The following is a 25297-nucleotide window of genomic DNA, read 5'->3' as shown; positions in this document are numbered from 1 at the left end:
ATAGTAATGGAGTGCCTTCAGCTTTATAGTACTGGAGGCACTTAAAAGATATAAGAGAGTTATGAATCCAAATAATCAAACCGATTTTTCATCCCAACCAGACCCGCAACAAGATAAAACAGACACTCCGTTAGAGATGGCACCGACGAGCGAGCCTGTACAGGCGCCAATTGTTCCTCAACCATCGTTCGTACAGCCTGATCTAACAGATGCACCATCGATGCAACCAACAGTACCTCCGTTTGCACCTGTTAAAAAATCACGTAAAAAGTGGTTCATTCCCGCTATTATTGCTGGCGTATTCGTTATTTTAGGAGCTGGGACAGCCCTTGCCTATAATTTTTGGTATCAAAATCCTGAGAAAGTGATGACGGATGCCTTATTAAATGCCGTAAAAGCCAAAGACCTCTCGTATGCGATCAATTACAAGCGAGACGGTAAAGAACCAGGTTCTCTTACTATGACGGGTGCATTTACTGGCAACAGTCTAAGCGCCGATGTTAGTGCTACGTTTGCATCACAGGGAACGAACTATACCGTAAAGGGAAGTGCTGTTTTTGCTACCGATAAATCTCTCTATGTTAAGGTTGCGAATGCCGATGAGCTAGCGAAGTCATTTCGTACTGGCGTCCCTGTGCAGGCGCAATCTGCATTTGATGATTTTGTTTCGAAGGTAAATAACCAATGGGTTAAAGTTACACCCGACCAGTCCAAGGACATTAACGCGTCAGTTTCTTCAGCTCAGACCTGCTTTCAATCAGCGGTAAGCAAGGTGCAATCGGACGGTAGCTACTCGAGTGAGATCGTCACGCTATACAAGACTCATCCGATTCTAAAAATCACAAAACACCTTGGTAGTCAGAATGGTAGCCTGGGCTATGAAGTAGCCAACAATCCGGGTGAGGAAAAAGCGTTTTCGGATGGAATGCAGAATACCAAGTTCTTTAAGATGCTGCACGACTGCGACAACAGTATCTCCTTCTCGTCTGACACTAGTGGTACGGCAGCGTCCAGTGCGCAAACGATGCAGGTTTGGGTAAGTCGTTGGACTCACCAACTGACAAAGATATCGACAAGTGACAAAGCAGATAATGGTGATGCGGAAACAATCTCATTTGAGCCACAGTTTAACTCGCACCCAACAATTCAGACACCGAGCAAGAGTATTGGTGCCGACGAGTTAATGAAGGACCTTCAAGATCTAGAGACGGCTATTGTGCAAGCAAGCTTTAGCAGTGGGACTCTAAATACACAGTCGACCGATCTATTTTCGACTCAGGTTTAAGTCTCGGCGACGCATAGAGAGTGTAACAGAGGAGAAAATTTGTTATACTTAACCTCATGAAACGCTACAACCCTACTGAAATCGAACAAAAATGGCAAGAAAAGTGGGAAAAGGATGGTACATACAAAGTTGACCTCCTAGATCACTCACGTCCTAAATACTTCGGTTTTAGTATGCTACCAGGCATTACGGGTGCCGGTATCCACATCGGCCACGGTCGAACCTACCAGTTTAGTGATATTAAGGTTCGTGCCAAGCGTCAGCAAGGCTATAATGCCTACCACCCCATTGGTTGGGACTCCTTTGGATTACCAGTTGAAAACTATGCCATTAAAGTTGGCAAAAAACCACGTGAAGCTCACGATGACGCTAAGGTGAACTTTAAGCGTCAATTGAAACGGCTTGGCTATAGCTACGATTGGTCTAAAGAAATTAGCACGGCCGACCCTTCGTATTACAAATGGACACAGTGGATTTTTAATCAGCTTTACAAGAAGGATCTAGCCTACCAGAAGGAGAGCCCGCAGTGGTGGTGTGAAACCGACCAGACGGTACTCGCAAATGAGCAAGTAGAAGGTGGCAAATGCTGGCGCTGTGGTAACCCAGTCGTTAAAAAGAATCTGAAACAGTGGTTTTTCAAAATTACTGAGTACGCTGATGAGATCTTAGCGGCAACAGATGACCTGGATTGGACAGAATCAGTTAAGGTGATGCAGAAAAACTGGATCGGTAAATCACAAGGCGCCGAGGTTGAGTTTAAAATTGATGGTCGTGATGATGTCATTACTATCTTTACTACTCGTCCTGATACATTGTTTGGTGCGACGGTATTGGTCGTAGCTCCGGAACACAAGCTAGCTTCTAAGCTGGCTACAAGTGAGACTGCTGATATGGTGACGGCATACCGTGACGAGGCAGTACGCAAGTCTGAGATTGAGCGTATGAATGACACACGCGAAAAAACAGGAGTCTTTACTGGCAGCTACGCCATTAACCCGGTAAACGGTGAGAAGATTCCTATTTGGCTGGCTGACTATGTTTTGGCGGGCTATGGAACCGGTGCGATTATGGCAGTTCCAGCACATGATGATCGCGACTTTGCATTTGCAGAGAAATTTAACATTCCTATTCGTAACGTAATTGCACAAGATTTCGGCGAAGAATTGCCCGACCCTAAAGAAATCGAGGGTGTGGTTGTTATTGGCTATGATCCTAAAACAAAGCAGTTCATGGCACTTAAAAACAAGCGTAATGGTCGTGGCTGGCTCGTTGCTGGTGGTCACGAAGAAGGTGAGACGTTTGAGCAGACTGCCTACCGCGAGCTACGCGAAGAGGCTGGTTTTGTCGATGTCGAGGCCATGATCCCACTCGGTGCGCCTGTCTATTCGTATTATTACAATAGTAACAAGCAAAGCAATCGTCGTTCGAAAGGTTATAACTTTTTAGCTATCATCGACTCTACTATGCAAGGCGAGCAAGCTCTTGAATCACATGAGGATTACGAGGTGTATTGGAGTGAGGGTGAAGCGCTCAAGGCTAGTACGAACCCTGATGGTGGTGCCGACCACTGGCAAGAAGGTATCGAGCGCGCCATTCAGGCGGCAAAAGCCTATGAAAAGGGTGAGGACTACCGGGCACCGCTCTATACCAGTGAAGGTATTCTGATTAATTCTGGTGCATTTGATGGTATGCGCACCGAACAGGCGCGTGAAGAGATCGTGGCCTGGCTTGAACAGCGGGGTGTTGGCAAGAGTACTATTACATATAAAATGCGCGATTGGCTTATCAGTCGTCAACGCTATTGGGGTGCGCCTATCCCTATTATCCACTGTGAAAAAGATGGTGCGGTTGCCGTACCCGATGACCAACTACCGGTTATCTTGCCAGAAGTTGAAAACTATAAACCAACGGGCGGAGCAACATCTGTTCTTGCAGGTGTGACGGATTGGGTGAATACAACCTGCCCAACCTGTGGCGGTCCAGCGAAACGCGAAACTGACACAATGGATGGTTATGCTTGTAGCAGTTGGTATTTCCTACGCTATATGGATCCGTTTAATGATACACAGGCTTGGGATCCTAAGATCGAATCTTACTGGGGTCCGGTTGACTTTTATAATGGTGCCGACCATGCCATTGCGCACCTCCTTTATGCCCGCTTCTGGACACGTTTCTTCTATAAGCAAGGCCTGGTTGCCGATCCTGAACCGTTTAAACGCATGATGTATAACGGTTATATTATGGCGCCGGATGGCCTGAAGATGAGTAAATCAAAGGGTAACGTGATTGATCCGCTCGAGATTATGGATAGTGGTTATGGCGCGGATTCACTTCGTGTTTACGAAATGTTCATTGCTCCCTATGACATTGAAGCCCCATGGGATGTTCGTGGCGTGCCTGGCACCTATAGGTTTTTGAGTAGGGTATGGAATCTTACGCAGGAATATGCTGAAGCCGAAGCTGGCGAAACGAACCCGGCACAGAAGAACGAAATACTTACGATCGCGCACAAGACGGTCAAAAAAGTAACGGAAGACATAGAGAACGAGAAGTTTAATACAGCTGTCTCAAGTATGATGGAAGCGGTTAATGCGTACTATAAGCTAAAAGACGCAGACTGTATTGTCAGGTCACCAGAGTGGACGTTCGCAGTCGAGAGTCTCCTCGAAGTGTTAGCACCGTTTGCCCCTCATATAACTGAGGAGCTCTGGTATCAAATAGGTCACACTGAGACCATCCATGTCGACACATGGCCAAAATGGGATAACGCATATCTTGTGCAGGACGAGGTAACGATCGTCGTGCAAGTAAATGGCAAAGTTCGAGCCAAGTTAGTTACTCCAAAAGATATTTCAGAAACTGATGCCAAAGACCTGGCGCAGAACGAAGAGAATGTTCGAAAGTACATCGAGCAAAAAGAAATCGTTAAGATTATTTACGTTCCTGGACGCCTTGTAAATATTGTGGTGCGCTAATATGCACGACCTACTTGAGAAAATTCAATAAGTTAGGTATAATATCTCTAAGTTTTAATACATCAAACCGATAAGGAGATCTTTTCATGGGACAACCTAAAAAGCAAAGTAGCCCTCGCAAGACAGGCTTGCGTCGCAGCCACCTATTGCTTAAGCTTGCTCGCCGCGTTAACGGTACTTCACCAATTAAAGTCCGCACTACTAAGCGCGAAACAGGTAAAGCACTTGCTAAAAAAACCGCTGTTAGCGAACCAAAAGTAGCTGCTAAAAAGCCAGCTGCAAAAACTGCACCTAAAAAAGCCGCTTCAAAGTAGCCTACTCCCCTAAAGTAGGGGAAATGAAACAAACCTTTATACAGAAGAAAGAACCAAATATATGGCATCAAATCGCCACCTTGGACGCATCGTTGTACTACAGAGCCTTTATGAATATGAATTTCGTACGGGATCGGGCGATAGTACGGCAAATATTGATGAAATCCTCGGGCGTAATTTGGAGCGATACGATACGGCCATTGAGGATAAAGGGTTCGTCACAGACCTCGTAAAAGGCGTTATTGCGAGTCAACCAGAATTGGATGAAAAAATCCAGCCGATTGCTCCTGACTGGCCGATCGAGCAAATTGCTCGAGTTGACCGTGCGATTCTTCGCATAGGTCTTTATGAGCTCTTGAAACTCTCTACAGTTGTGCCACCCAAAGTTGCTATCAATGAGGCGGTAGAGCTTGCCAAAGCGTTTGGTTCTGATAACTCAAGCAAGTTTGTAAACGGCGTGCTCGGAACGGCATACCGTACACTTGTTGAAGGGACGTCAGATAATGCAGAATCCACAGTTTGAACGATTCAAAAAATACTTCAAACGATCGGGTGGCTCAATCCAAGAGATTGTCCGTGAACCGACCGCCGGCGGCATAGTCTTCCGTCGTAATCAGGATAAGGAAGTTGAAATACTTCTTATTCAGGATACAAAAGACCGCTGGACGATACCGAAGGGCCATATAGAAGAAGGTGAGACGGCTCAGCAGACAGCAAAACGCGAAATCGGCGAAGAGGCTGGACTGCATGATACGGAAGTACTCGGGTGGCTCGGAAAAATCCATTTTCGCTACCGACGTGTTGATCGCCTTGTTCTGATGACTACCCAGATATATCTCGTACGCGCTAAAGGTGACACAAACGCTATTCAGAAAGAAGATTGGATGAATGGCATCAAGTGGTTTAAGTTTCACGATGCACTTGACGTGATAGAATACGAAGATATAGGCAAGCTCATGCTGCTTGCTATGAAAAAAATCCGACAGGAGAACCTATAAAAAATGAGTGGAATGCAAACAGTCCCCTACCAAGAATTCGCACGCGAAAAGATTGGGTTTGAATATAAAAATATCGACTATCTCATAACTGCCTTAACACATCGCAGCTATGTGAACGAGCACAAGAAAAGTGTTTCCGAGCACAATGAACGTCTAGAATTCCTCGGTGATGCTGTTCTCGAGCTGGTTGTAACCGACTATCTCTTTCGAAACTTCTCGGAGCCAGAAGGTATTTTAACATCATGGCGCGCAGCACTTGTTCGTACCGAAAGTATCGGTGAAGCGGGTGATAAGCTTGGCTACGAACCACTTATTCGCATGAGCCGCGGCGAGAAGAATGGTAGCTTACGTGCTCGCCAGCAAATCCTTGCAAACGCGTTTGAGGCAGTCATCGGCTCTGTTTATATGGAGCGCGGTTACGCAGATGCTGAAGCGTTCATTTCTAAGCACATTCTTTCGAAACTAGACGGCATTATTAAGAGTGGTAGCTGGAGGGACCCTAAATCTCATTTGCAAGAGGTATCCCAGCGGATTGATAATCAGACCCCTCTATATCGCGTCCTAGAAGAGGTTGGCCCCGATCATGATAAGATATTCACGCTTGGTGTCTTTGTCGGTGACAAGCTAATGGGTGAGGGTACAGGTCCAAGTAAGCAAGCCGCTCAGCAGGAAGCAGCACGAGCAGCTATCAAAAACTACGAGGAACGGTCTAAAACAGATTGACTAACTGAGGAAAACAGTGTAAACTTGGTCAAGAACTAATAAAAAGTCTAGAGTTTAAGAAAAGGAAGTTTTAGTTTTATGCTCGCAATTCGTTTGCAACGTCTCGGCCGCAAGGGCTACCCAGTCTATCGCTTGGCCGTACAAGAGGCACAACGTCACCCATCAAGTGGTCGTGTTGTTGCTTATGTCGGTACCTACAACCCACACACCAAAGAAGCCAATGTACAGGTTGAGACTGCTCAAAAGTACCTTGCTAACGGAGCTCAGCCAACGCCCCGTGTCGTAAAGCTTCTTGATGCAGCTGGTGTAAAACTTCCTAGCTGGGTTAAAAAAGCTGATGTTACTAAGCAAAAAGCTATCCGCAACGCTGAAAAGCTTCGCAAAAACCAGCCAAAAGAAGAAGTTGCTGAAGAACCAGTAGCAGAATCTGCAGAATAACCCTTTATTCTATAAAGAAAAACACCCGCTTGTATATGCGGGTGTTTTTCATGCTACAATAAATAATAGTTAGAAGTTCGAGGAAGGACCGAGACAAAACGCGGAGGGTAATATGTCCACAATAGACCAGCAATTTGTAGAGTATATCGTGAAATCACTCGTCAGCAATCCTGATGATGTCGTTGTCGAACGGCTGATAGACGAGAAGGGCGTCCTTTTAACCCTTACAGTAAATCCAGATGATCTTGGGCGAGTTATTGGCAAACGAGGTGTAACTGCACAGAGTTTACGCACGCTACTACGGGCACTTGGTACTAAAAATGATGCCAGGTACAATCTTAAGATCGTCAACAACGATGAAGACCGTGAAAACTATTCTGCTACATCTGATGAAGAGCCTGTGAAAAACTTAACAGATGAGGGTGTGGAAAACGAGTCGGTCTTAGCAAAAAACACTCGAAAAGAGCTTGCAGAACTCGACGATCTAGATATATAATCATAAACAGTTCAAAGACACTTGAACTACGAGAAAGCTCTATGCGAGCAACAAAAACATATTTGTTGAGAGCCTTGTATGTGTCACGATAACCCACCTGAAAACGGTGGGTTTCGTGATTCTTAAATTATTTCTGTACGAGAAGTAGCGTCGCAGCGCCAACGCATATAAGTGTTACGGCGCTTATAGCAGCAACTATCTTTGTAGCTGTATGTCGATTGCTATAACGCTCTGCACTGCCTGCAAGGCCCTTAGAAGGTTGAATAAGGCTAATGTTCTGCTCGGTATCTATGTCAATGTTGGCAGCTATAGGTCTAGCGGCATAATTTGCGGCAATCTCAGACTCAGGAATAGATTCTGGCGTTACATCAAAGTGCATCGGTTGCAATGTTATTCTCTTTGTTTCAGTCAAGCGTCTCTGGTCGTCACTTACTGGCGAGTTATTATCAAACTCCATAAAAATCCCTCACTTGTATCTAGGGTGATTATAACAAATTTTCACCGCCAGAACTATCCAATAGGATCGATAGCTTTGGTGGTGCCCCGAGCGGCACCTCGTATCCGAAGGTTTCGGAGGGTGCCGCTCGGGTTGTTCGTCAAGGATTGTCGCTGAAGCGCTCGGTGTAGGCACGGAAAGCCTCCGTGAAGGCCATCTGAGCGTTGAAGCGCTTCAAGATGCCTCGTGAGTCTGTCAGAGCTTGGGACAGTTCCACGAGTTCAAGCGCGGCCTGGTCTTGTTCGGAGGGGCTCTCGTGGTCCTGCGCGGCTTTGGCCCGATCCTTGATCTTGCCCAGATAGGCGGGGTCGTAGGCGAGGGCGGCGATCTTGGAGGTTTTCATGCTATGTCTCCTGACGGATATTCGCGGACGAATATATTTGTAATATTATAATAAAAACTATATATTGTCAATATAGTCCAGAGGTGGTAAACTAGGAGAGATGAAAAAAATCCAAGTCATAACCCTGTTTCCTGAAATGTTTGACGGTGTTTTTAACACCTCGATGATGTGGAAGGCACAGAAGGAAAATGCCGCAGAGTTTACCTGTATTAATCTGCGTGATTTTGGCTTGGGCCCTCGAAAACAGGTTGATGACGCGCCATATGGTGGTGGAGACGGCATGCTCCTCAAGCCAGAACCCCTCTTTGCAGCCGTCGAAAAGGCTAAAGACAACGATCCGAGTGCCAAAGTGGTTCTTATGACGCCGCGTGGCTTTCGCTGGAAACAGGCAGTTGCTCAAGAGTGGGCGGACGAGGATAGGGGTCTGATTTTTATTTGTGGCCGCTATGAAGGCTATGACGAGCGAATTCTTGCGCTTGTCGATGAGCAAGTGAGCGTCGGCGACTACGTATTGACGGGTGGCGAACTTCCAGCTATGACTATTATTGATAGTATCGTACGGCTCATTCCAGGCGTACTTGGTGGTGAAACGAGCGCAGCGATTGAAAGCTTTTCCGATGGTGAAACACTCGAGTTTCCACAATATACACGACCTGAAGAATTTCGAGGCATGAAAGTACCAGAGGTGTTGCTAAGTGGTAACCACGGCCTGATCGCTAAATGGCGAGATGATAACTCTTTTAAGGCAGAATAAAAAAACACTCCGGAATAGACCGGAGTGTTTTTTATGTTGTGGTGGATTATCGTAGAGCGATCAGTCACAACGATTTTTTTTGGAGTCGTGTTTGTTTTCGTAACCTTCGCTGTTTAGTACAATACGGGAGTTAAAAGAAAAGCGCAAGCGAAATGTTTAAAATAACAACACTTTCCTTAGGTAAAGGCTATGCCGTATACTACAAGCATGAGTATTTTTGTTCAAGCTACAAAAGCGTCACAGCCTCAGACTAAAAACGCACAGACGATAGCACTTGTTGTTGCCGGAGTTTTTGTCGTGATGGCAGTCGCCCAGTTATTTACCTTTGAAAAGTTTTCTGCAGTTATTACGAATATGTGGTTACCAGGTGGGGACCAATGGGCTCCCGTGCGCGCGGCTTTAATTGTGATATTTGAAGTATTTGCCGTACCGTTTTTACTCCGTATGCAGCTAAGCCCTCTTATGCGTATCTGCAGTATGGTATTGGGCTGGTTTGCTATTGCGGGCTGGTTATTCGCGACCCTCTGGGAAAACTTATCCGGTGATGTTGTCTCAAATAGTGGCTTACTTGGCGCTACAGCTCGTTTGCCAAACGGATGGTGGAGTGTCTTCTTGATTATTGCTCTTGGAGTGCTTACCGGATGGGCATCGTGGGGTATGTGGCCACTCCGTCAAAAACACAGCTAGTTGTGTGTACGCTAGCTTAAGCGTATGATAAAGGTAATTTAAGGTAAGGAGGGGAAATGGAAACAGTACGCAGTCTTGAGGTTACGGTTGCATCGTGGTATAAGAATGTGCCGCATCTACCAAAGAGCGGCCAAAAGTGGCTTGCGGAAAACATTTGGTGGCTGACACTCGTTGGAGTTATCCTTGGAGCACTCGGGATTATAAGCACGCTCTTCGTCACAATGCTCGCTGGTGTCGCGCTTGTCGGGTTTGGAGGGGTTGTTGGAGCGGCTGTTGGTGGCCTTGCTCTTATAGCAGTACTCGTAACACTTGCTTTCGCGGTCATCGACGTACTTATTGGTGCAACGGCGATTATGCCTCTAAAGAGCATGCAGCAAAAAGGTTGGTCACTATTGTTTTTGATGGCACTAGTGAACACAGCATCACTCGTTGTAAGTTTCTTGTTTCACTTTGAACTGTTTGGACTTATCTGGGGATTGCTCTGGATTGCGGTCGGTCTTTACTTTTTATATGAGATTCACGACTACTTTGTAGCAGTAAAATCACATCGTCACGCTAAAACAGCAAAAGTAAGTAAGGTGCACGAAGGATAGGTCTAGCCGCAGTAGAACTGTGAGAATCTAGGGATTATCTATAGACAAGAGAGCGGCACTTCCTAGTGCCGCTCTCTTGTATGTGATGTAAATCACACATTAAAAACAGATTTGTATTATACTAAAGATTAGTCATGCTTATGTTTAAAATTTAACAGCATTGTGTACATGTATCATAAATAAAGATAAAAAAGAGGTATCTATGGATTCACCGCTTCACGTTACTTCTGAGATCGGGCGCTTAAAGACAGTTCTTGTGCATCGACCAGGGGGCGAGCTAGAAAACCTAACACCAGACTATCTGACGGAGCTTTTGTTTGATGACATTCCCTATCTGAAAAAAGCTCAAGCCGAGCATGATGCTTTTACGCAGGTGTTACGTGATAGAGACGTTGAGGTATTATATCTAGATCAACTAGCGGCAGAAGCACTTGTAGATCAGACGATTAAAGAAGAGTTTGTAGAAGTTATGCTCCATGCTTCAAAGCAAGGCGACACGCGCATCACTGATGCGCTTAAAAAATACCTTTTAGAAATGAACACTCTTGATATGGTACGCAAAATTATGGCAGGTGTTCGTAAGAATGAACTCGTCGTACACTATACTGGCCCCAAACAGCTTCACGAGGTGCTAGTTAATAGGTATCCGTTCTACCTAGATCCTATGCCGAATCTCTATTTTACACGCGATCCATCGGCGGTGATTGGGCAAGGTCTAACAATTAACCATATGCATTGGACGGCGCGACGACGTGAATCTATGTTTATGGAATATATTATTAAACATCATCCACGATTTGCGGGTCATAATATTCCTGTATGGTATGACCGAGATAATCGCTTTTCTATGGAAGGTGGCGATGAGCTCATTCTTAGTAGCGAGGTTATGGCAATCGGCATTAGTGAACGTACGACGGCGGAAGCTATTGAACGCATGGCTATTAAGCTATTCGCAGGCTCAACTTTTAAAAAGATTTTGGCAATTGAGATTCCCAAAAGTCATGCATTTATGCATCTCGACACAGTCTTTACGATGATAGACCACGATAAGTTTACTATTCATCCAGCTATACAAGATGCCGGCGGCAATCTGAGTGTCTTCGTTCTAGAGAAGAATGAAAATGAAGGTGAAATGACGATTCAGCACGTGACGAACATTACCGATGCTTTACAACAAGCACTCCATAAGGATCACATCGAGCTTATTCCTTGTGGCGGTGGAGATGAGATCGCTGCTGCCCGTGAGCAATGGAATGATGGCTCAAATACGCTGGCGATTGCGCCAGGTGTGGTTGTTACCTACGATCGCAATTATGCTTCCAATCAAGCATTACGTGACCATGGTCTTGAAGTTATTGAGGTGTCGGGTTCGGAGCTTGGTCGCGGTCGCGGAGGCCCACGTTGTATGAGTATGCCATTAGTAAGAGAGGACATATAAAATGCAAGAAACAAGTTTTAAGGGTCGTTCACTTTTAACACTCGCTGACTATTCGCCAGAGGAGATTCAGTACATGCTCGATATGGCTAAAAAGTATAAAGAGCTTAAAAGAGCAGGTACACTTCACTGGGAACATGAGGGCAAAAGCATCGCACTGTTATTTGAAAAAGCATCTACCAGAACACGTTGTGCGTTCGTAGTTGCGGCGGCTGATCTTGGGATTCATCCCGAATATTTGGGCAAAGATGATATCCAGTTAGGTAAAAAAGAGACCGTTGAAGATACCGCCAAGGTCCTTGGACGAATGTTCGATGGCATTGAATTTCGCGGTTTTGCTCACGAGACGGTTGTAGAATTGGCACGTCATGCAGGCGTTCCGGTGTGGAATGGCCTCACCGACGCCGCTCATCCCACACAAGTTTTAGCTGATTTTCTGACTATTCAAGAGCGCTTACAACGTCTTAAAGGCGTAAAGTTTGTGTTTGTGGGTGATGGCCGTAATAATATGGCGAATAGTCTGATGGAAGGTGCTGCAAAAATGGGTATGGATTTTCGCATTGCTGCTCCTAGAGAACTTTTTCCTGATGATGGGTTAGTAACCAAAGCAAAGGAGTATGCAAAAGATACGGGGGCTACGATTACAATTACCGACAACCTTAAGGAAGCAGTGGCAGACGCGGATATTATTTACACTGATGTATGGGTATCTATGGGTGAAGAGGCTCAATTTGCCGAACGAATTAAGCTTTTGAAGGATTACCAAGTGACGATGGATGTTATTCAAGCGACTGGCAACGCAAACGTGATGTTTATGCACTGTCTACCCGCATTTCATGATCGCCTTACAGTAACGGGTGAGCAAGTTTATCAACAATATGGTCTTGATAGCATGGAAGTAACAGATGAGGTATTTCGTAGTGAACATAGCATCGTATTCGATCAAGCAGAGAACCGTTTGCACACTATCAAGGCGGTCATTGCTTTAACGGTATAACCTAACACAACCAGGATCAAGGAGGTCCTGCTATGGCAACAACAAAAACTAACGAAAAGAAGGGGACGCTCGGGTTATTGCAACTCACCGGTCTCGTGGTAGGCTCTATCATTGGTGCTGGTGTATTTAACCTTATGAGCAATATGTCCCAAGGGGCATCACTTGTTGCGATTACCATTGGCTGGACTATTACTGGTCTGGGTATGCTGTTTTTGGCACTCTGTTTTCAGAACCTTACTAAAAAACGACCAGATCTCGATGCGGGCATCTATAGCTATGCCAAAGCAGGCTTTGGTAAATACATGGGCTTTAACTCTGCCTGGGGATACTGGATATCGGCTTGGATAGGTAATGTTGCGTATGCAACACTGCTGTTCAGTTCGGTCGGCTATTTCTTTAAGGTATTTGGCGATGGACAGAATCTACCATCAGTTATTGGCGCTTCAGCTATGCTATGGCTGGTTAATTATCTCGTTATGCGAGGAGTTAAATCAGCAAGTATTGTTAATATGCTGATTACGGCGGCAAAACTTATTCCAATAGGGATCTTTCTACTTGCTGCATTTGTTGCTTTTAAGCTTAACATTTTTACGAAGGACATTTGGGGCACGGCATCGGGTGGTTTTGAATTTAACGATATACTAGCGCAAGTAAAGAGCACGATGCTCGTAACTGTATGGGTATTCATTGGTATCGAAGGTGCCGTGGTCTTCTCTGGTCGTGCTAAAAACAAGGCTAACGTGGCACGTGCTACCTTCCTCGGTCTTCTGACCGTTACAGCTGTTTATTTCTTAGTTACCGCGCTTTCACTTGGTCTTAAGACTCGTCCTGAACTTGCTGCACTGGGTCAGCCTGCTATGGCTGCACTGCTGGAATCTGTCGTAGGATCATGGGGTGCCGTGTTAATTAACATTGGCGTTGTCATTTCGATTACTGGCGCATGGCTTGCTTGGACAATGTACGCAACTGAGCTTCCATATCAGGCTGCTAAGACTAAAACATTCCCAAGTTACTTTGCAAAAGTAAATGCCAAAGGTGTGCCTGTCGTATCATTGCTCGTCACTAATATACTTATTCAGGCTTTTTTGCTGCTTTTCTTGACGCCAATTAAGGCATATAGTTTTATGTACTCTCTAGCTACATCCACTATTCTGTTGCCGTACGCTTTCACGGCCTTTTACCAGCTTAAACTTTCTATGCAAGAAAAACGTACTACGCCGGGACGCATGCGTAATGTTATTATTGGTGCTGTTGCTAGCCTGTATGCAATATGGTTGGTCTACGCGGCGGGTGTCGACTACTTGTTATTGACGGTCCTGTTGTATACGCCAGCAATCGTTATCTATGTGATGATGCAAATTAAAAACCGTGAAAAGATTTTCACTGTCAAAGAGCTAGCTGCTGCTACGGTTCTTGTTGCGCTATGCGCATTCTGTCTCTACCGCGTAATGACCGGACAACTCACTATTGTATAATAGACGAATGAATAGTGAACAAAAAACGGTTGTTGTGGCACTCGGCGGCAATGCTCTCCAGCGTGACGGTGAAACAAGTGTAGCATCACAACAACAAGTTGCAAGAGAGACGGCACGTCAGCTTATCTCTCTTGCGCGTGAAGGTCATAGAATAGCTATAGTTCACGGCAACGGCCCACAGGTGGGTAGTATATATCTGAATGAGCAGGGTGCAAGTCAGGGTATATCCATACCTCTTGATACCTGCGTTGGCATGAGTCAGGGCGAGATTGGATATTGGCTCCAGCAGGCACTGCAGAACGAGCTGACCCAGCAGGGCAGTAATCGACATGTTGCAACGGTTGTAACGCAGGTTGTCGTGGATGAAAATGACCAAGCTTTCCATGATCCGACCAAACCAATCGGCGTCTTTTACGACGAGAAGATAGCTCGTGAAATGGCGGCTACTCATGGATTTGTCGTAAAAGAAGATGCAGGGCGGGGTTGGCGTCGTGTCGTACCGTCACCAAAGCCACTTGATGTTGTTGAAAAACAAATCGTTATCGATATGCTTGAAGCTGGGCATATTGTCATAACAGCCGGTGGCGGCGGCGTGCCCGTTGTTAAAAAAGGAATAGAACTATCAGGTGTAGAAGCGGTAATAGACAAGGACTTTAGCGCTGAAAAACTAGCCGAGCTTATTGATGCAGATATACTGTTAATTCTTACGACAGTAGAAGCCGTGTCTATTAATTATCGCCAGCCGGGCGAGCAAAATCTTGGAGCTGTATCAGTTGAAGAAATGCAGAGTTACTGTGATGCGGGACAATTTGCGCCGGGGAGTATGCTTCCTAAAGTACAGGCAGCAATGATGTTTGCTGAGCTTGGTGAGGCAAAAAGGGCAATCATAACCTCACCAACTGAAGCAGCTGCGGCCGTTGTTGGTGAAAAAGGAACGCACATAATCGCACGTTGATGTAAGTTTGATCATGTAGTCCTTCGGAGTTGTCTTTGTATCTGTTATCGTCATCTTTTTGTAGGGTTCTGAAGAAGAAAAAAGCACTTTTCGGTGCTCGTTTTCTTTTATGCTCAAAATGCCCAACGGAGACGGATTGGTTCGAATCTTGTTTCCCCAGCCATGAGATTATAAGGAAGTCACAGATTCAAATTGTTTTTGCTACGAAAAAGTTCGAATACCTTTCTCCTCTAGGTCCTGGTGCGTTACGGTGTATAAATATACTATAGGAATAATGTCTCAAAACTCATAGGTACGGCCAAGTATCGAGATGTTGTTTTAAGGTGACTTCTTATACTGTAGTTTATTCCTTGGGGGTTTGATTGGTGTATAGGTTGTGTGGTCTCAATAATCTACTACCATGAAATTAAGCCTTCACAGACACAATTCCTAAAACGCCTTTCGCTTCCAAGCTAAGTACTTTGAGATGAATGAGACAGCTTTAACTTTAAATACAGCTAGTAACGGCTCACTTTATTAAATGCATACCCAGCACGGAGGAGAGAAAGACCCATGATGACGACTAAAGCGAATAATCCATATGTGATAATTCCAGTGGAATAGGGATCACCTACCAGCCACACTAGGTACTGATATAGTATAACGACAGCAATCGGGAACATACTTTGAAATAGAAGTCGTATTGATGGCTTATAGATCTCAGGCACACGTGCTATCGCTGTCGGTAAGATAAGCATTGAAGCAATCGGAGTGACAAGTATCCATGACCAAAGTGTGGCTGCTATAACGTGCATAGCTACCGACTCGCTTGTTGCTGAATAGGGAATGACTAATGTGAAGAGGGACATAATGACCATCCCGACGATAAGGGGAGTGATTGTTGTCCAACGGTTGTGTATCCCTAATATGTGAACGTAGGTAAGATTGCCAACATGGAATAGGAGTGCACCAAAGAGAATAGGTAATGGAAATAAGATACCCGTGATAGGATAATGGCGCAAATTCAATAGGATAAGAATTGGTTGCTCGAGCATACTTATCCCAAGAAGTGTGACTCCCGCACAGATTAGCAGAAAAGCCTGGCGTAGATCTGATTTAAAGGCTGGAAGTGCAGTCCAAAAGAGCCAAGCTGCACCGACTGTCAGAAGGCTAAATTCTGTTGCACCGCCTGCCATAATACGATCTGCAATGGTCGCTAGCGGCAGTACAGAGGCTCCTATGGCAAGTGTTGTCGCTGTTGCGATGACGATCAGAAGTTGAGTTCGACTTTTCCTGCCAAATCCTCCGTCCATGTGTTGCTCAATCTGAAGTTGTAAAGAATCGGGAGTGAATTGTCGTAGGGGCTCGCGAGTTACAAGGTACGCTTCAAGTTGTTCTTGCACTCGGAGGAGGGCTGACCGATCCTGCGACTTCAAGGGCTGCGAAACATCATCAATTCTTGCCGTGACACTACGGAGAGTGTCTAGCTCGGTGTCCACTTCAGCAGGGTTTGTTACTAAAGACGCAATATAGATGATCCGATCAATAAGGAGATTAGCTGGTTCCATATATCCAGTATACTCATAAATAGCTGGCAAACTGTGGGATTTTTTCGAGACACCTATTTTTAACGTCTCAAAGATGATAGTTTTGTGGACGTGGAACAGTATTAAATAAGATGGCATATCCGTACGCGACATGCCAAAATGCTTTCCTTTTAATCGTACTTCGATGTACTCTAGCTCACTTAAGAGAGTCTCGATCTAAGTCATTCTTAAGTTAGCTAAAACTATTTCCTACTAGGAAAGATTCGACAATTTCTTTTTATTGAATCTTCTTCCGATAGCTATATGAAAATAAAATTCATGAAATAACGATACGGCTGTCTTGAGGTTCAATGTAAGTATGAAACTAATGCTCAAGATTGTGAGGGCGATGCTGTACAATAAGGTTATGTTTATAAGAGATTTATCAAGATGCTCTTCATGTGTTAAGCCAAAGACGACGTATGCCTAGTAGAAAACCTCCTATTTTTAAATGGTTGAACGATCTCTTTTATAGCGGCTTTGCGTCTAATGAAACGATGCTTCGCGAACGCGTATATCTGTTGAATATCTATTCACTCTTAGGCACTCTGTGCCTCGTTGTTTTTGGTTTAACCCATATAATTATCGAAAATAATATGTTAACTGGGCTGTCAGAGCTTGCAGGTGCATGTGCTTTTATCATGAATATATTCGGGCTACGAACGCAACATCGTTATGTGATTGCTCGCAGTGCTTTTTTAATCATTACTCTTGCCGTAATCATGTTGACACATCTAAGCGGAGATACCCAGGCAACGGGATTATTTTGGCTCATACTCTACGTCGCGAGTGCGTTCATTCTTACAAGTAGAAGGCAGGGGATATGGTGGATTGTAGGATTTTTTCTCACGACTATATTGATACTCGTGATGCGTCGTTTTGGTATTATCTCAACTCCATATTCGTTTATTGATACTAGGCAGATTCTTGTGACGCTACCTGTTGCGGTCGTAGGAATATCCACATATCAGTATTTTCAGAGGAAAGTAAAGATACAGACGGACAAGGGGCGGGAAGCTCTACTAGAGCAAAAGATTCGTGCTGAGACTGTACTCGAAAACGTAAGTGAAGGCGTTATTGCTATTGATTCGAAAAAACGTATCATTCTCATGAACAAAGCGTCCCAGGATATGTTAGGCTGGACATTTGATGAGGTGGCTGGGAAAGACTTTACGGAGATTGTACCCGCATTAGATGAGGCGGGTAATGTCATTCAATCAAATAAGCGACCTGTACATAAGATGCTCAATAGTTCATCTGGTCTTTCACAGACAATGATCTATCGGCGAAGAAACGGCACGACATTCCCTGTATCGATGTTTGGTCGATCGATTGTTGTTAATGGTAAAGTTCTAGGCGTTATAGGAACATTTCGCGATATTAGCGAGGAACAGGAACTTGAGGCAACGAAAAGCGAGTTCGTTACCCTTGCCTCTCACCAGCTGCGTACGCCAATCTCAACTATTAGATGGGTAAGCGAGATGCTTCTATCTGGTGACGTCGGTGTTCTCAGTCAAGAGCAATGGGATTATGTTAATCAGATATACACAAGCAACCAACGTTCTGTTTCTATAGTCGACTCTCTGTTGCTTGCTTCTACAATGGAAATCGGAGCAATAAGCGTTCGTCCTGAGCCTGTTAACCTCATTAATCTCACACATGATCTTGTTGATTGGCTGACGCAAATTTTCGCTGCAGTTAAAGGGCAACACGTGAGCGAGCACTACCCTCACAATTTGCCAAAAATAGATCTAGATCCCGAGTTGATGAGAACAATACTCGAGGCGATACTTACGAATGCAATTAAGTACACCCCTAACCGTGGCAAGATATCTGTGACTATCATAAGGAGCGATATGAAGATATCACCAAAGAGTAAGGGTAGTGTCTCGATCTCTATAACAGATACTGGTTATGGTATTCCCAAGGATCAACAAAAAAAGGTCTTTGCAAAGTTATTTCGAGCAACTAATATAAAAACAAGAGATACCGATGGTACTGGATTAGGGCTGCACGTGGCGAATATGATTATAAAACAAGTTGGCGGGCAGATTCATTTTGAATCAAGAGAAAACGAGGGTAGTACGTTTACGATTACACTTCCCCTAGAAGGTATGGTTGCACATGAGTAGTAATGCCGTGGGCGTGTACAAGAAACTCTCAATCGGAGCTAAGCTAACGCTTGCGTTGCTATTCTTTGGTTCAATAACTGGTGTTGCAATCGTCTATTTCCAGATACAATCCGTAAACACGATTGAGAGCAGCTTCGCTAGTCTTATTAGCCATGATTTTGCGCAAATAGGAGCATTGGATCAGATTAAGGTCTCACTTCTAGAGATCGAAGGTACGGCGCTTCGTAAGCAACAAACGACATTGCCTGAGATCAATAATTCTCTACAGACTATCCAAAATCAAATCAAAGCGTCTGGAAAAACATACCAGGATAATCTAGACTCATCCGATAAAGCTCAAGGTGCCTTGTCTATTGCGATAATCTCAGGTTACGTCAACCGTCTCGTGACGGATGCGCTTGCACTACATTCTACAGGTAATCAGTTGTCCGCAGCGCAGTATAAAACCCAGGAAGACCAGTTATTGAGCGACGTCGATACGGCAAGCCAGACTGTGAGTGATATCGGCACGAGTGCTCGTCAACGCGTCGACATCAACAATAGCGTAATTAACACATTTGCTAGTAATGAGTTGCACACGACCGTCATTGCTACGATCATCGCGGTAGTCTTTCTCGTCGTAGCTGGATCGCTAATTGCTAATCGTCTTGGGAGGTCCATCGCAAAGTTGAAAGTAGGTGCTCAACGGGTTGCAAACGGAGACTTCTCTGAGATGGTGCAGGTCACGTCTCACGACGAGATAGGGCAACTGGCAGCAACCTTTAACCAAATGTCAACGCGCCTACGGGAATCATATCGAAGACTTGCTGTTGAGAAGCAACGTGACGAAGCGATTATGCAGAGTATGGGCGAGGGTCTAATTGCAATTGACGAAAAAGGTGCAATCGTGCTCATCAATCAGGTTGCGGCCAGTTTCATAGGAGTTGAAGACAAGGCTGCAGCTGTAGGACAGTCTATTACGGATGTCTTTAAACTATATAGTCAAGATGACAAGTCAGATATGCCTATAGCTGAATCTGAGCGTCCTAGTACTAAGGCGCTTGCTTCTGGCGAGTCTATTGAAGAACTTCTTGTTATTCATGGAGTGGACACCAAAAAACATCTCATGAATGTAGGCGCCTATCCAATCGAACTTGACGATAAGGTGATAGGTGCTATCGTGATGCTTCGAGATGTTACTAAAGAAAAAGAAGTGGATCGTATGAAGACTGAGTTTATTTCGCTCGCATCGCATCAGTTACGCACACCGCTCTCTGCTATTAAATGGTTTACTGAGATGCTTATTGCCGGCGATGCTGGTGAGCTAAAGGCGGACCAGATGGAGTTTGCTAAGAACATATCCGACTCTACGGAGCGAATGATTGCTCTTGTTAATGCGCTACTCAACATATCACGTATGGAATCTGGTCGCATTATGGTCGATCCTAAACCTACGGATCTTCGGGAACTTGTAACGGGTATCACAAATGACTTGAAAGCAAAGATCGAGGAAAAACAACAGACGCTGATCATTAGTATTCACGAGGAACTACCTAAGATTAATCTTGATCCCAGACTTATCGGGCAAGTGTATCTTAACTTGCTGACAAATGCGCTTAAGTATACGCAAAAAGGGGGTGAGATATCAGTCTTTATATCAAAGAAAGACGATCAGGTTGTTTCTCAGGTGACTGATAACGGATACGGCATCCCTAAAGACCAGCAAGGGAGATTGTTTCAGAAGTTCTTTAGGGCGAGTAATGCCGTAAAGGTTGAGACTGACGGTACTGGGCTTGGTCTCTACCTAATTAAATCTATCGTTGAATCTTCAGGTGGAAAAATATGGTTTGAAAGTGAAGAAGGAAAAGGAACGTCGTTTTGGTTTAGTATGCCACTAAGTGGTATGAAGGCTAAAGAAGGTGAGGTGACCCTTGACAACTAGTACCATTCGTATACGGCTATGTGACATAAATAATAATTGGGTGGAGAAGTAATATGACAGATACGATGCGAAGGTTAAGACTTACGTTGATATGCGTAATTGTGGCTACAGTCGTACTTCCGCTACTGTCGCTTCTAATTCCAATGCCTGCAGGATACGTGTATGGTGGCGCTCAGGCGTACTATGAAACACTCATTGGGACTTTTATGTTTTCGATTCTCTATGCTGGTTCTGCCGTTATATACCTAGAGGGTCTTGAAACGTTCAAACCTCAACTGCGCCAAGCGTACAAAGTTATATGCCTAGGTATAGCCTTTATTGGATTCAATAGCCTGCAATATCCGATTTTTGGAGTGTTTAACCTATGGACGAGTCAATGGTTTCTTCAGGGTGGTGCGGATGTGTCATACTTTGTTGCTAGCGTATTGATATTTCTTGGGGTGAGACTATTTGCACGCGTTCTTGGCTTGACGCCCCGCACTTTATCAGTAAAACTCATGGTCTCTCTTGCACTGCTTGTTGGAGTCATCACCTTCGTGATGGTTAGACTACTCCACCTAGAGCAGTCAGTATTCGACATGCATCTTACGTTGACCACTATGCCTATCGTGCCCTTCTCACTTACAGTATTCGGTGTACTGAAGATTAAGCAGTCATCGGGACCTGCATTTGCAAATGCGCTTGCCTGGTTCTTTGTGACATTATTAAGTTCCGCTGCGGGCGTAGTGCTACTTGCATCATTCGATTTTGCTGGTCAAACCAAAGTTCTGCCGCTTTTGCTTCTTCCAATTGTGTTAGGCATACTTTGGATCAAATCAGCATACGCGTTTAATAAGATAAGTTTATACTAGGAGTACTCACATGTCGTGGATAAAATCTTTTTTCGGAAGTCAGCAGAAGACAGTAAGTATGGTGAGTGCCTCGCCTATAGATGTTGTTGTCTATCTTGCATCTCTGGCGTCAAACCCTCAGTCGATAGATCCTATACTCGATCCACTTCGTAACATTACGTCTCGCCTTGGACCCGAGAGGATACTTTCGGAGCAGGATCAAGTGTTATTGGCAGGCGTCTACATAAAGCTAGTTCAGCACCTTATTACTAATGAACCAGCTCAGATTTTTACAAAGGAAGGTCTTGAGGCAAGAGTCCGTGCTACTTTTACGTCAGAGAAAGTAGCAAATAAAGTTTTCTGGGACGAATTGGCAAAAATATGATCGGTTTGATAGTACATGGAAGGTGTCGCGAATAATGACTACATATTTGGAAGGGGAACATAATGAAGTTGGCGAATAAGGTCGTTGTAGCAACAATAATTGTCGCAATTCTCTGTGGGTTAGGGACATACTTTTACGTACAGACGCCTTCTGACTGGAAAGATACGCCAGTCACGTTTCACGCACCTCTTGGAATGACTTCTATATCAGCGGTACTGCTCCTAGGAGCGACCATTCTCTTCGTTATGAGTTTGAATTCGTATAAGATTCGTGTGCGTCGTGCATATACAGCAATCGTTATTAGTATTATCATGACAGCGATAGGAACTGCACAACTTCCTGTTGTTAACGGGTTTAGTCTGTGGAATGCGCCATGGGTTGTCTATGGTGGCTTGGGTATTCCGTTTATCTTCGGTGGACTTGCAGCATACATAGGTACTCGTAGTCTCGCCAAGATTGTGGGTACCGAAACACTGCTCACTCGGGCGTGGGCTGTTATATCGAGTGTTGTAGTCCTGATGATTCTAAGCACGCTCCTGCCTCATGTTACATTGCTGGCAGGAACAACTGAATTTGCCTACGATCTCTCAAACGCAGTTCTTGTATGGAGTGGTCTGCTCTACCTTGTTGCCGGGCTTGTTATGTTGCGAGTAAAAGATCGTATTGGCGCACATTATATCCGTACGATGGCCTGGCTAAGCCTAGGATTTCTTATCTCCTTCCTGATTATTACTATACTACTCACCGATGGGCTATTTACGACTGCAACACAGGATCCAGTTACGGATCTCAGCGATATGCTAATTATTATTGCTGGTTTGCTCTTTATGAAAGCTGGATACGAGTTCTATAGAACCACCGGTTATTAGTGGGGCTGTTCAGGCTGTCATCTGAGTCTCGCATCTTACCAAATCAAATGCTACACGAGATCATATGCTACAATGAGCTTATGTCTAAAGAAAATCCAACGATTATGGTAGTTGAAGATGAAACACTTTTACTACAAGCGATTAGTAAAAAGCTTAAAAACTCCGGCCTCGATGTTATCTCGTGTGCGAGCGGTAGACAAGCAGTCGATTATCTAGAAAGTCTCGACGAGCTTCCTGATGCTATTTGGCTCGACTACTATCTAAAAGATATGAATGGTCTTGCGTTTATGTTGGAACTTAAACAAAATCCAAAATGGGAACACCTTCCCGTTCTTGTCGTCAGTAACTCGGCCAGTCCTGACAAGGTACACCATATGTTGGCGCTTGGTGCAAAGAAGTATATTTTAAAGGCTGATTATCGATTAGACGAGATCATCCAAATGATTCGTAGTTTTATCGACGGTACGAGTGACGAAGAGTCTTTAGCTGCAAGTACTGTGTCAAAAGTGTGATGAAGTGGCAAATGGTGAATAGACGGTCAGTGATGGCCGTGCTAGAATACAACATAAGGACCGAGGAATAATATGGCTGATAGTCAGAAACACATCTTAATTGTCGAGGATGAACGACCTCTCTCGCATGCGCTTGAACTTAAACTGCAGCATGAGGGATTTACTGTTGTCGTTGCAACGAACGGCCAGGAGTGTCTCGATCTTGTTGATAAAGAAAAGTTCGACGTCTTACTTCTTGATCTTATTATGCCCGTCATGGATGGATTTCAGGTGCTCGAGGCGTTAAAGGCGAAAAAGAATGCTCCATCGGCGGTGTTCGTGCTATCTAATTTGAGCCAACATGAAGATGAGGCGCGTGTAGTTGCGCTTGGCGCCAAGAAATTCTTTATTAAGTCTGATACGCCGCTAACGACTATTATTGATGAGGTGCGGAAGATCTAAAACAAAATTTAGGGGTGGGTGTGTATCCGAGTATCGATAAAATAAAGTCAGTCTTGCTTCAGGAAAGTTATATTTCTGAAGAAGATAGTAAGGCCGCTGAAGCAACAGCACACGATAGTGCGGGGTATGTTGATTATTTGATTCGTGCTGAACTCTTAAGTAAAGCATTACTTGGTCAAGCACTCGCTGAGGGCTATAAACTTCCATTCGCTGATTTGAGTATCAATCCTTTATCTAAAGAGGACGTCGCGAACATTACTGAAGACGTTGCCCGTGAGAATCGTGTCGTGTTTGTTAAAGCGACAGATACAATGGCTGTTCTTGCAACAGATACGCCGGATAAGGTAGATATAGGTAAACTTTCGCCCCTCTTTCCTGGAAAGAAGATTGGTCTGGCGTTTACGCTACCCGAATATATTGAGAATAGTTTCAGTCTCTATGAACAACCTCTTGAAACAAGGTTTTCTCAGATTATTGGGACGGGTCAGCGGGTAGCTCCTGAAATTGTTGATGAGATTATTAAAGACGCGATCTCTTATAGGGCATCAGATATTCACTTTGAGCCGCAGGTGGATATAGTCAACGTTCGTTTTCGTGTAGACGGGAGTCTGCGTGAAGCAGGAAGGGTGCCGAAAGAGTATTACGATAACATCCTTAATCGAGTAAAAGTTGAGAGTGGCATGCGCATCGATGAGCACTATACAGCTCAGGACGGCGCATTGCAGCGCGTCTATGATAATTTTAAGGTAGATCTTCGAGTCTCCCTTGTACCAACAGTAGAGGGTGAAAAAGTAGTGATGCGTATTCTTGGATCGTATGTCCAAGACTATACGCTTGCGGATATTGGTTTGGATGAGGCACATCGAGATGCGTTGCAGTCATATGCAACAAAACCTTTCGGGATGATTCTTACGGTTGGGCCAACGGGATCGGGCAAGTCGACGACACTCTATGCGATCGTAAAGCTCTTAAACAAACCTAATGTTAATATTACGAGTATTGAAGATCCGGTTGAGTATAAAATGACTGGCGTAAACCAAATTCAGGTACGCGAGCAGTCCGAGCTCACATTTGCAAAAGGTCTACGAGCAATTGTTCGTCAAGATCCAAATATTATACTTGTTGGTGAGATTCGCGATAGGGAAACAGCAGAGATATCCGTTAATGCTGCGTTGACCGGTCATCTGCTACTTTCAACATTTCACTCTAATGATGCGGCGACGGCTATTCCTCGTCTCGTCGAGATGGGAATAGAGCCATTTCTTCTTGCCTCAACCCTTGAAGTCGTCATTGCACAGCGTCTGGTTCGTAAAATATGTGAACATTGTCGCTATAGTCTTCCCGTTGCCGAGGCTTTGGCCGGCTTAAAGATTAAGAATATTGGCCTTGTTGAGCGATACTTCTCAAAAGAGGATAGTGTTTACGCCGGCAAGGGTTGTGGTGTGTGTAATGATACCGGGTACGCTGGTCGCAGTGCACTTTTCGAATTTATTGAAGTAACTCCCGAGATGCAGGACCTCATTATTAAGAGTCCATCTACTCGCGAGATCGAGGCACTCGCGCGTATGCAGGGTGGCAAACCAATGTTTGAAGATGGTATTTCAAAGGTGAAGAGCGGCGTCACCTCCCTTGAAGAAGTTGTGCGAGTGGTCGAACCGCCACGCGAGATGAAGTAATT

The 25297-nt window shown here is 44.7% G+C and carries 26 protein-coding genes; 23 read left to right on the top strand and 3 right to left on the bottom strand.

Translation table 11 applies throughout. The annotated features are described in order from the left end of the window. Nucleotides 1-61: 61 nt before the first annotated feature. The 8 genes from VLG36_01075 to VLG36_01040 all read left to right on the top strand — a co-directional run bounded on the left by VLG36_01075 (nucleotide 62) and on the right by VLG36_01040 (nucleotide 7229). Nucleotides 62-1285 carry a hypothetical protein gene (locus VLG36_01075; GenBank protein HSW77374.1) on the top strand — a complete coding sequence of 408 codons (1224 nt, stop codon included), beginning with the start codon at nucleotides 62-64 and terminating at the stop codon, nucleotides 1283-1285. Between the two features lie 56 nt (nucleotides 1286-1341). Beyond that, complete coding sequence (locus VLG36_01070) at nucleotides 1342-4260, top strand: class I tRNA ligase family protein (protein ID HSW77373.1); 2919 nt, start codon at nucleotides 1342-1344, stop codon at nucleotides 4258-4260. A gap of 86 nt (nucleotides 4261-4346) precedes the next feature. Beyond that, nucleotides 4347-4574 carry a hypothetical protein gene (locus VLG36_01065; protein ID HSW77372.1) on the top strand — a complete coding sequence of 76 codons (228 nt, stop codon included), beginning with the start codon at nucleotides 4347-4349 and terminating at the stop codon, nucleotides 4572-4574. 61 nt (nucleotides 4575-4635) lie between these two features. Next, nucleotides 4636-5097 (top strand): transcription antitermination factor NusB, encoded by a 462-nt coding sequence (gene nusB / locus VLG36_01060; protein ID HSW77371.1) that lies wholly within the window; start codon nucleotides 4636-4638, stop codon nucleotides 5095-5097. Continuing rightward, nucleotides 5078-5572 (top strand): NUDIX domain-containing protein, encoded by a 495-nt coding sequence (locus VLG36_01055; GenBank protein HSW77370.1) that lies wholly within the window; start codon nucleotides 5078-5080, stop codon nucleotides 5570-5572. The genes nusB and VLG36_01055 overlap by 20 nt, the downstream gene beginning before the upstream one ends. A 12-nt stretch (nucleotides 5573-5584) precedes the next feature. Beyond that, nucleotides 5585-6295: a ribonuclease III gene (gene rnc / locus VLG36_01050; GenBank protein ID HSW77369.1), complete on the top strand. Its 711-nt coding sequence runs from the start codon at nucleotides 5585-5587 to the stop codon at nucleotides 6293-6295. A 78-nt stretch (nucleotides 6296-6373) separates the two neighbouring features. Further along, a complete protein-coding gene (gene rpsP / locus VLG36_01045) occupies nucleotides 6374-6733 on the top strand; it encodes a 30S ribosomal protein S16 (GenBank protein ID HSW77368.1) in 360 nt (119 codons plus the stop codon). A 112-nt stretch (nucleotides 6734-6845) separates the two neighbouring features. Continuing rightward, on the top strand, nucleotides 6846-7229 hold the full coding sequence (locus VLG36_01040) for a KH domain-containing protein (GenBank protein ID HSW77367.1): 384 nt from the start codon (nucleotides 6846-6848) through the stop codon (nucleotides 7227-7229). A gap of 127 nt (nucleotides 7230-7356) precedes the next feature. Here VLG36_01040 and VLG36_01035 read toward each other — a convergent pair whose 3' ends face one another. Both VLG36_01035 and VLG36_01030 read right to left on the bottom strand, forming a co-directional pair. Then, on the bottom strand, nucleotides 7357-7686 hold the full coding sequence (locus VLG36_01035; GenBank protein HSW77366.1) for a hypothetical protein: 330 nt from the start codon (nucleotides 7684-7686) through the stop codon (nucleotides 7357-7359). A 139-nt stretch (nucleotides 7687-7825) separates the two neighbouring features. Further along, nucleotides 7826-8068: a hypothetical protein gene (locus VLG36_01030; GenBank protein ID HSW77365.1), complete on the bottom strand. Its 243-nt coding sequence runs from the start codon at nucleotides 8066-8068 to the stop codon at nucleotides 7826-7828. A gap of 100 nt (nucleotides 8069-8168) precedes the next feature. Here VLG36_01030 and trmD point away from each other — a divergent pair, with 100 nt between their 5' ends. The 7 genes from trmD to arcC all read left to right on the top strand — a co-directional run bounded on the left by trmD (nucleotide 8169) and on the right by arcC (nucleotide 14964). Beyond that, entirely contained in the window at nucleotides 8169-8822 is a 654-nt protein-coding gene (gene trmD / locus VLG36_01025; GenBank protein ID HSW77364.1) for a tRNA (guanosine(37)-N1)-methyltransferase TrmD, read from the top strand. Between the two features lie 207 nt (nucleotides 8823-9029). Next, the gene (locus VLG36_01020; GenBank protein ID HSW77363.1) at nucleotides 9030-9509 is read left to right on the top strand and encodes a hypothetical protein; all 480 of its coding nucleotides are present in this window, start codon (nucleotides 9030-9032) and stop codon (nucleotides 9507-9509) included. A gap of 56 nt (nucleotides 9510-9565) precedes the next feature. Next, complete coding sequence (locus VLG36_01015) at nucleotides 9566-10102, top strand: hypothetical protein (GenBank protein ID HSW77362.1); 537 nt, start codon at nucleotides 9566-9568, stop codon at nucleotides 10100-10102. Nucleotides 10103-10304: 202 nt separating this feature from the next. Next, nucleotides 10305-11540 (top strand): arginine deiminase, encoded by a 1236-nt coding sequence (gene arcA, locus VLG36_01010; protein HSW77361.1) that lies wholly within the window; start codon nucleotides 10305-10307, stop codon nucleotides 11538-11540. Nucleotide 11541: 1 nt separating this feature from the next. Continuing rightward, nucleotides 11542-12534, top strand: coding sequence for an ornithine carbamoyltransferase (argF, locus tag VLG36_01005; GenBank protein ID HSW77360.1), 993 nt, complete (start codon nucleotides 11542-11544; stop codon nucleotides 12532-12534). Nucleotides 12535-12566: 32 nt separating this feature from the next. Then, nucleotides 12567-14009, top strand: coding sequence for an arginine-ornithine antiporter (arcD, locus tag VLG36_01000; protein HSW77359.1), 1443 nt, complete (start codon nucleotides 12567-12569; stop codon nucleotides 14007-14009). Nucleotides 14010-14016: 7 nt separating this feature from the next. After that, complete coding sequence (arcC, locus tag VLG36_00995; GenBank protein HSW77358.1) at nucleotides 14017-14964, top strand: carbamate kinase; 948 nt, start codon at nucleotides 14017-14019, stop codon at nucleotides 14962-14964. 497 nt (nucleotides 14965-15461) lie between these two features. On the opposite strand, the gene VLG36_00990 is transcribed toward arcC, so the two are convergent. After that, the gene (locus VLG36_00990) at nucleotides 15462-16511 is read right to left on the bottom strand and encodes a hypothetical protein (GenBank protein ID HSW77357.1); all 1050 of its coding nucleotides are present in this window, start codon (nucleotides 16509-16511) and stop codon (nucleotides 15462-15464) included. A 614-nt stretch (nucleotides 16512-17125) separates the two neighbouring features. On the opposite strand from VLG36_00990, the gene VLG36_00985 reads away from it, so the two are divergent. The 8 genes from VLG36_00985 (at nucleotide 17126) to VLG36_00950 (ending at nucleotide 25295) form a co-directional block, all read left to right on the top strand. Continuing rightward, entirely contained in the window at nucleotides 17126-18661 is a 1536-nt protein-coding gene (locus VLG36_00985; GenBank protein ID HSW77356.1) for an ATP-binding protein, read from the top strand. Beyond that, complete coding sequence (locus VLG36_00980; GenBank protein ID HSW77355.1) at nucleotides 18654-20582, top strand: ATP-binding protein; 1929 nt, start codon at nucleotides 18654-18656, stop codon at nucleotides 20580-20582. Before VLG36_00985 ends, VLG36_00980 begins: the two co-directional genes overlap by 8 nt. A gap of 101 nt (nucleotides 20583-20683) precedes the next feature. Continuing rightward, entirely contained in the window at nucleotides 20684-21433 is a 750-nt protein-coding gene (locus tag VLG36_00975) for a hypothetical protein (protein ID HSW77354.1), read from the top strand. A 10-nt stretch (nucleotides 21434-21443) separates the two neighbouring features. Beyond that, nucleotides 21444-21797: a hypothetical protein gene (locus tag VLG36_00970; GenBank protein ID HSW77353.1), complete on the top strand. Its 354-nt coding sequence runs from the start codon at nucleotides 21444-21446 to the stop codon at nucleotides 21795-21797. A gap of 62 nt (nucleotides 21798-21859) precedes the next feature. Beyond that, nucleotides 21860-22666, top strand: a complete 807-nt coding sequence (locus VLG36_00965) for a hypothetical protein (GenBank protein HSW77352.1) — start codon at nucleotides 21860-21862, stop codon at nucleotides 22664-22666. 80 nt (nucleotides 22667-22746) lie between these two features. Then, the gene (locus VLG36_00960) at nucleotides 22747-23178 is read left to right on the top strand and encodes a response regulator (GenBank protein HSW77351.1); all 432 of its coding nucleotides are present in this window, start codon (nucleotides 22747-22749) and stop codon (nucleotides 23176-23178) included. A gap of 72 nt (nucleotides 23179-23250) precedes the next feature. Beyond that, a complete protein-coding gene (locus VLG36_00955; protein ID HSW77350.1) occupies nucleotides 23251-23619 on the top strand; it encodes a response regulator in 369 nt (122 codons plus the stop codon). Nucleotides 23620-23633: 14 nt separating this feature from the next. After that, nucleotides 23634-25295 carry a type II/IV secretion system protein gene (locus VLG36_00950; protein ID HSW77349.1) on the top strand — a complete coding sequence of 554 codons (1662 nt, stop codon included), beginning with the start codon at nucleotides 23634-23636 and terminating at the stop codon, nucleotides 25293-25295. The last annotated feature ends 2 nt before the right edge of the window (nucleotides 25296-25297 follow it).

This window comes from Candidatus Chromulinivoraceae bacterium (assembly GCA_035478595.1).
Lineage (GTDB): Bacteria > Patescibacteriota > Saccharimonadia > Saccharimonadales > Saccharimonadaceae > CAMLKC01.
This window is presented reverse-complemented; position numbering and strand designations above follow the sequence as displayed.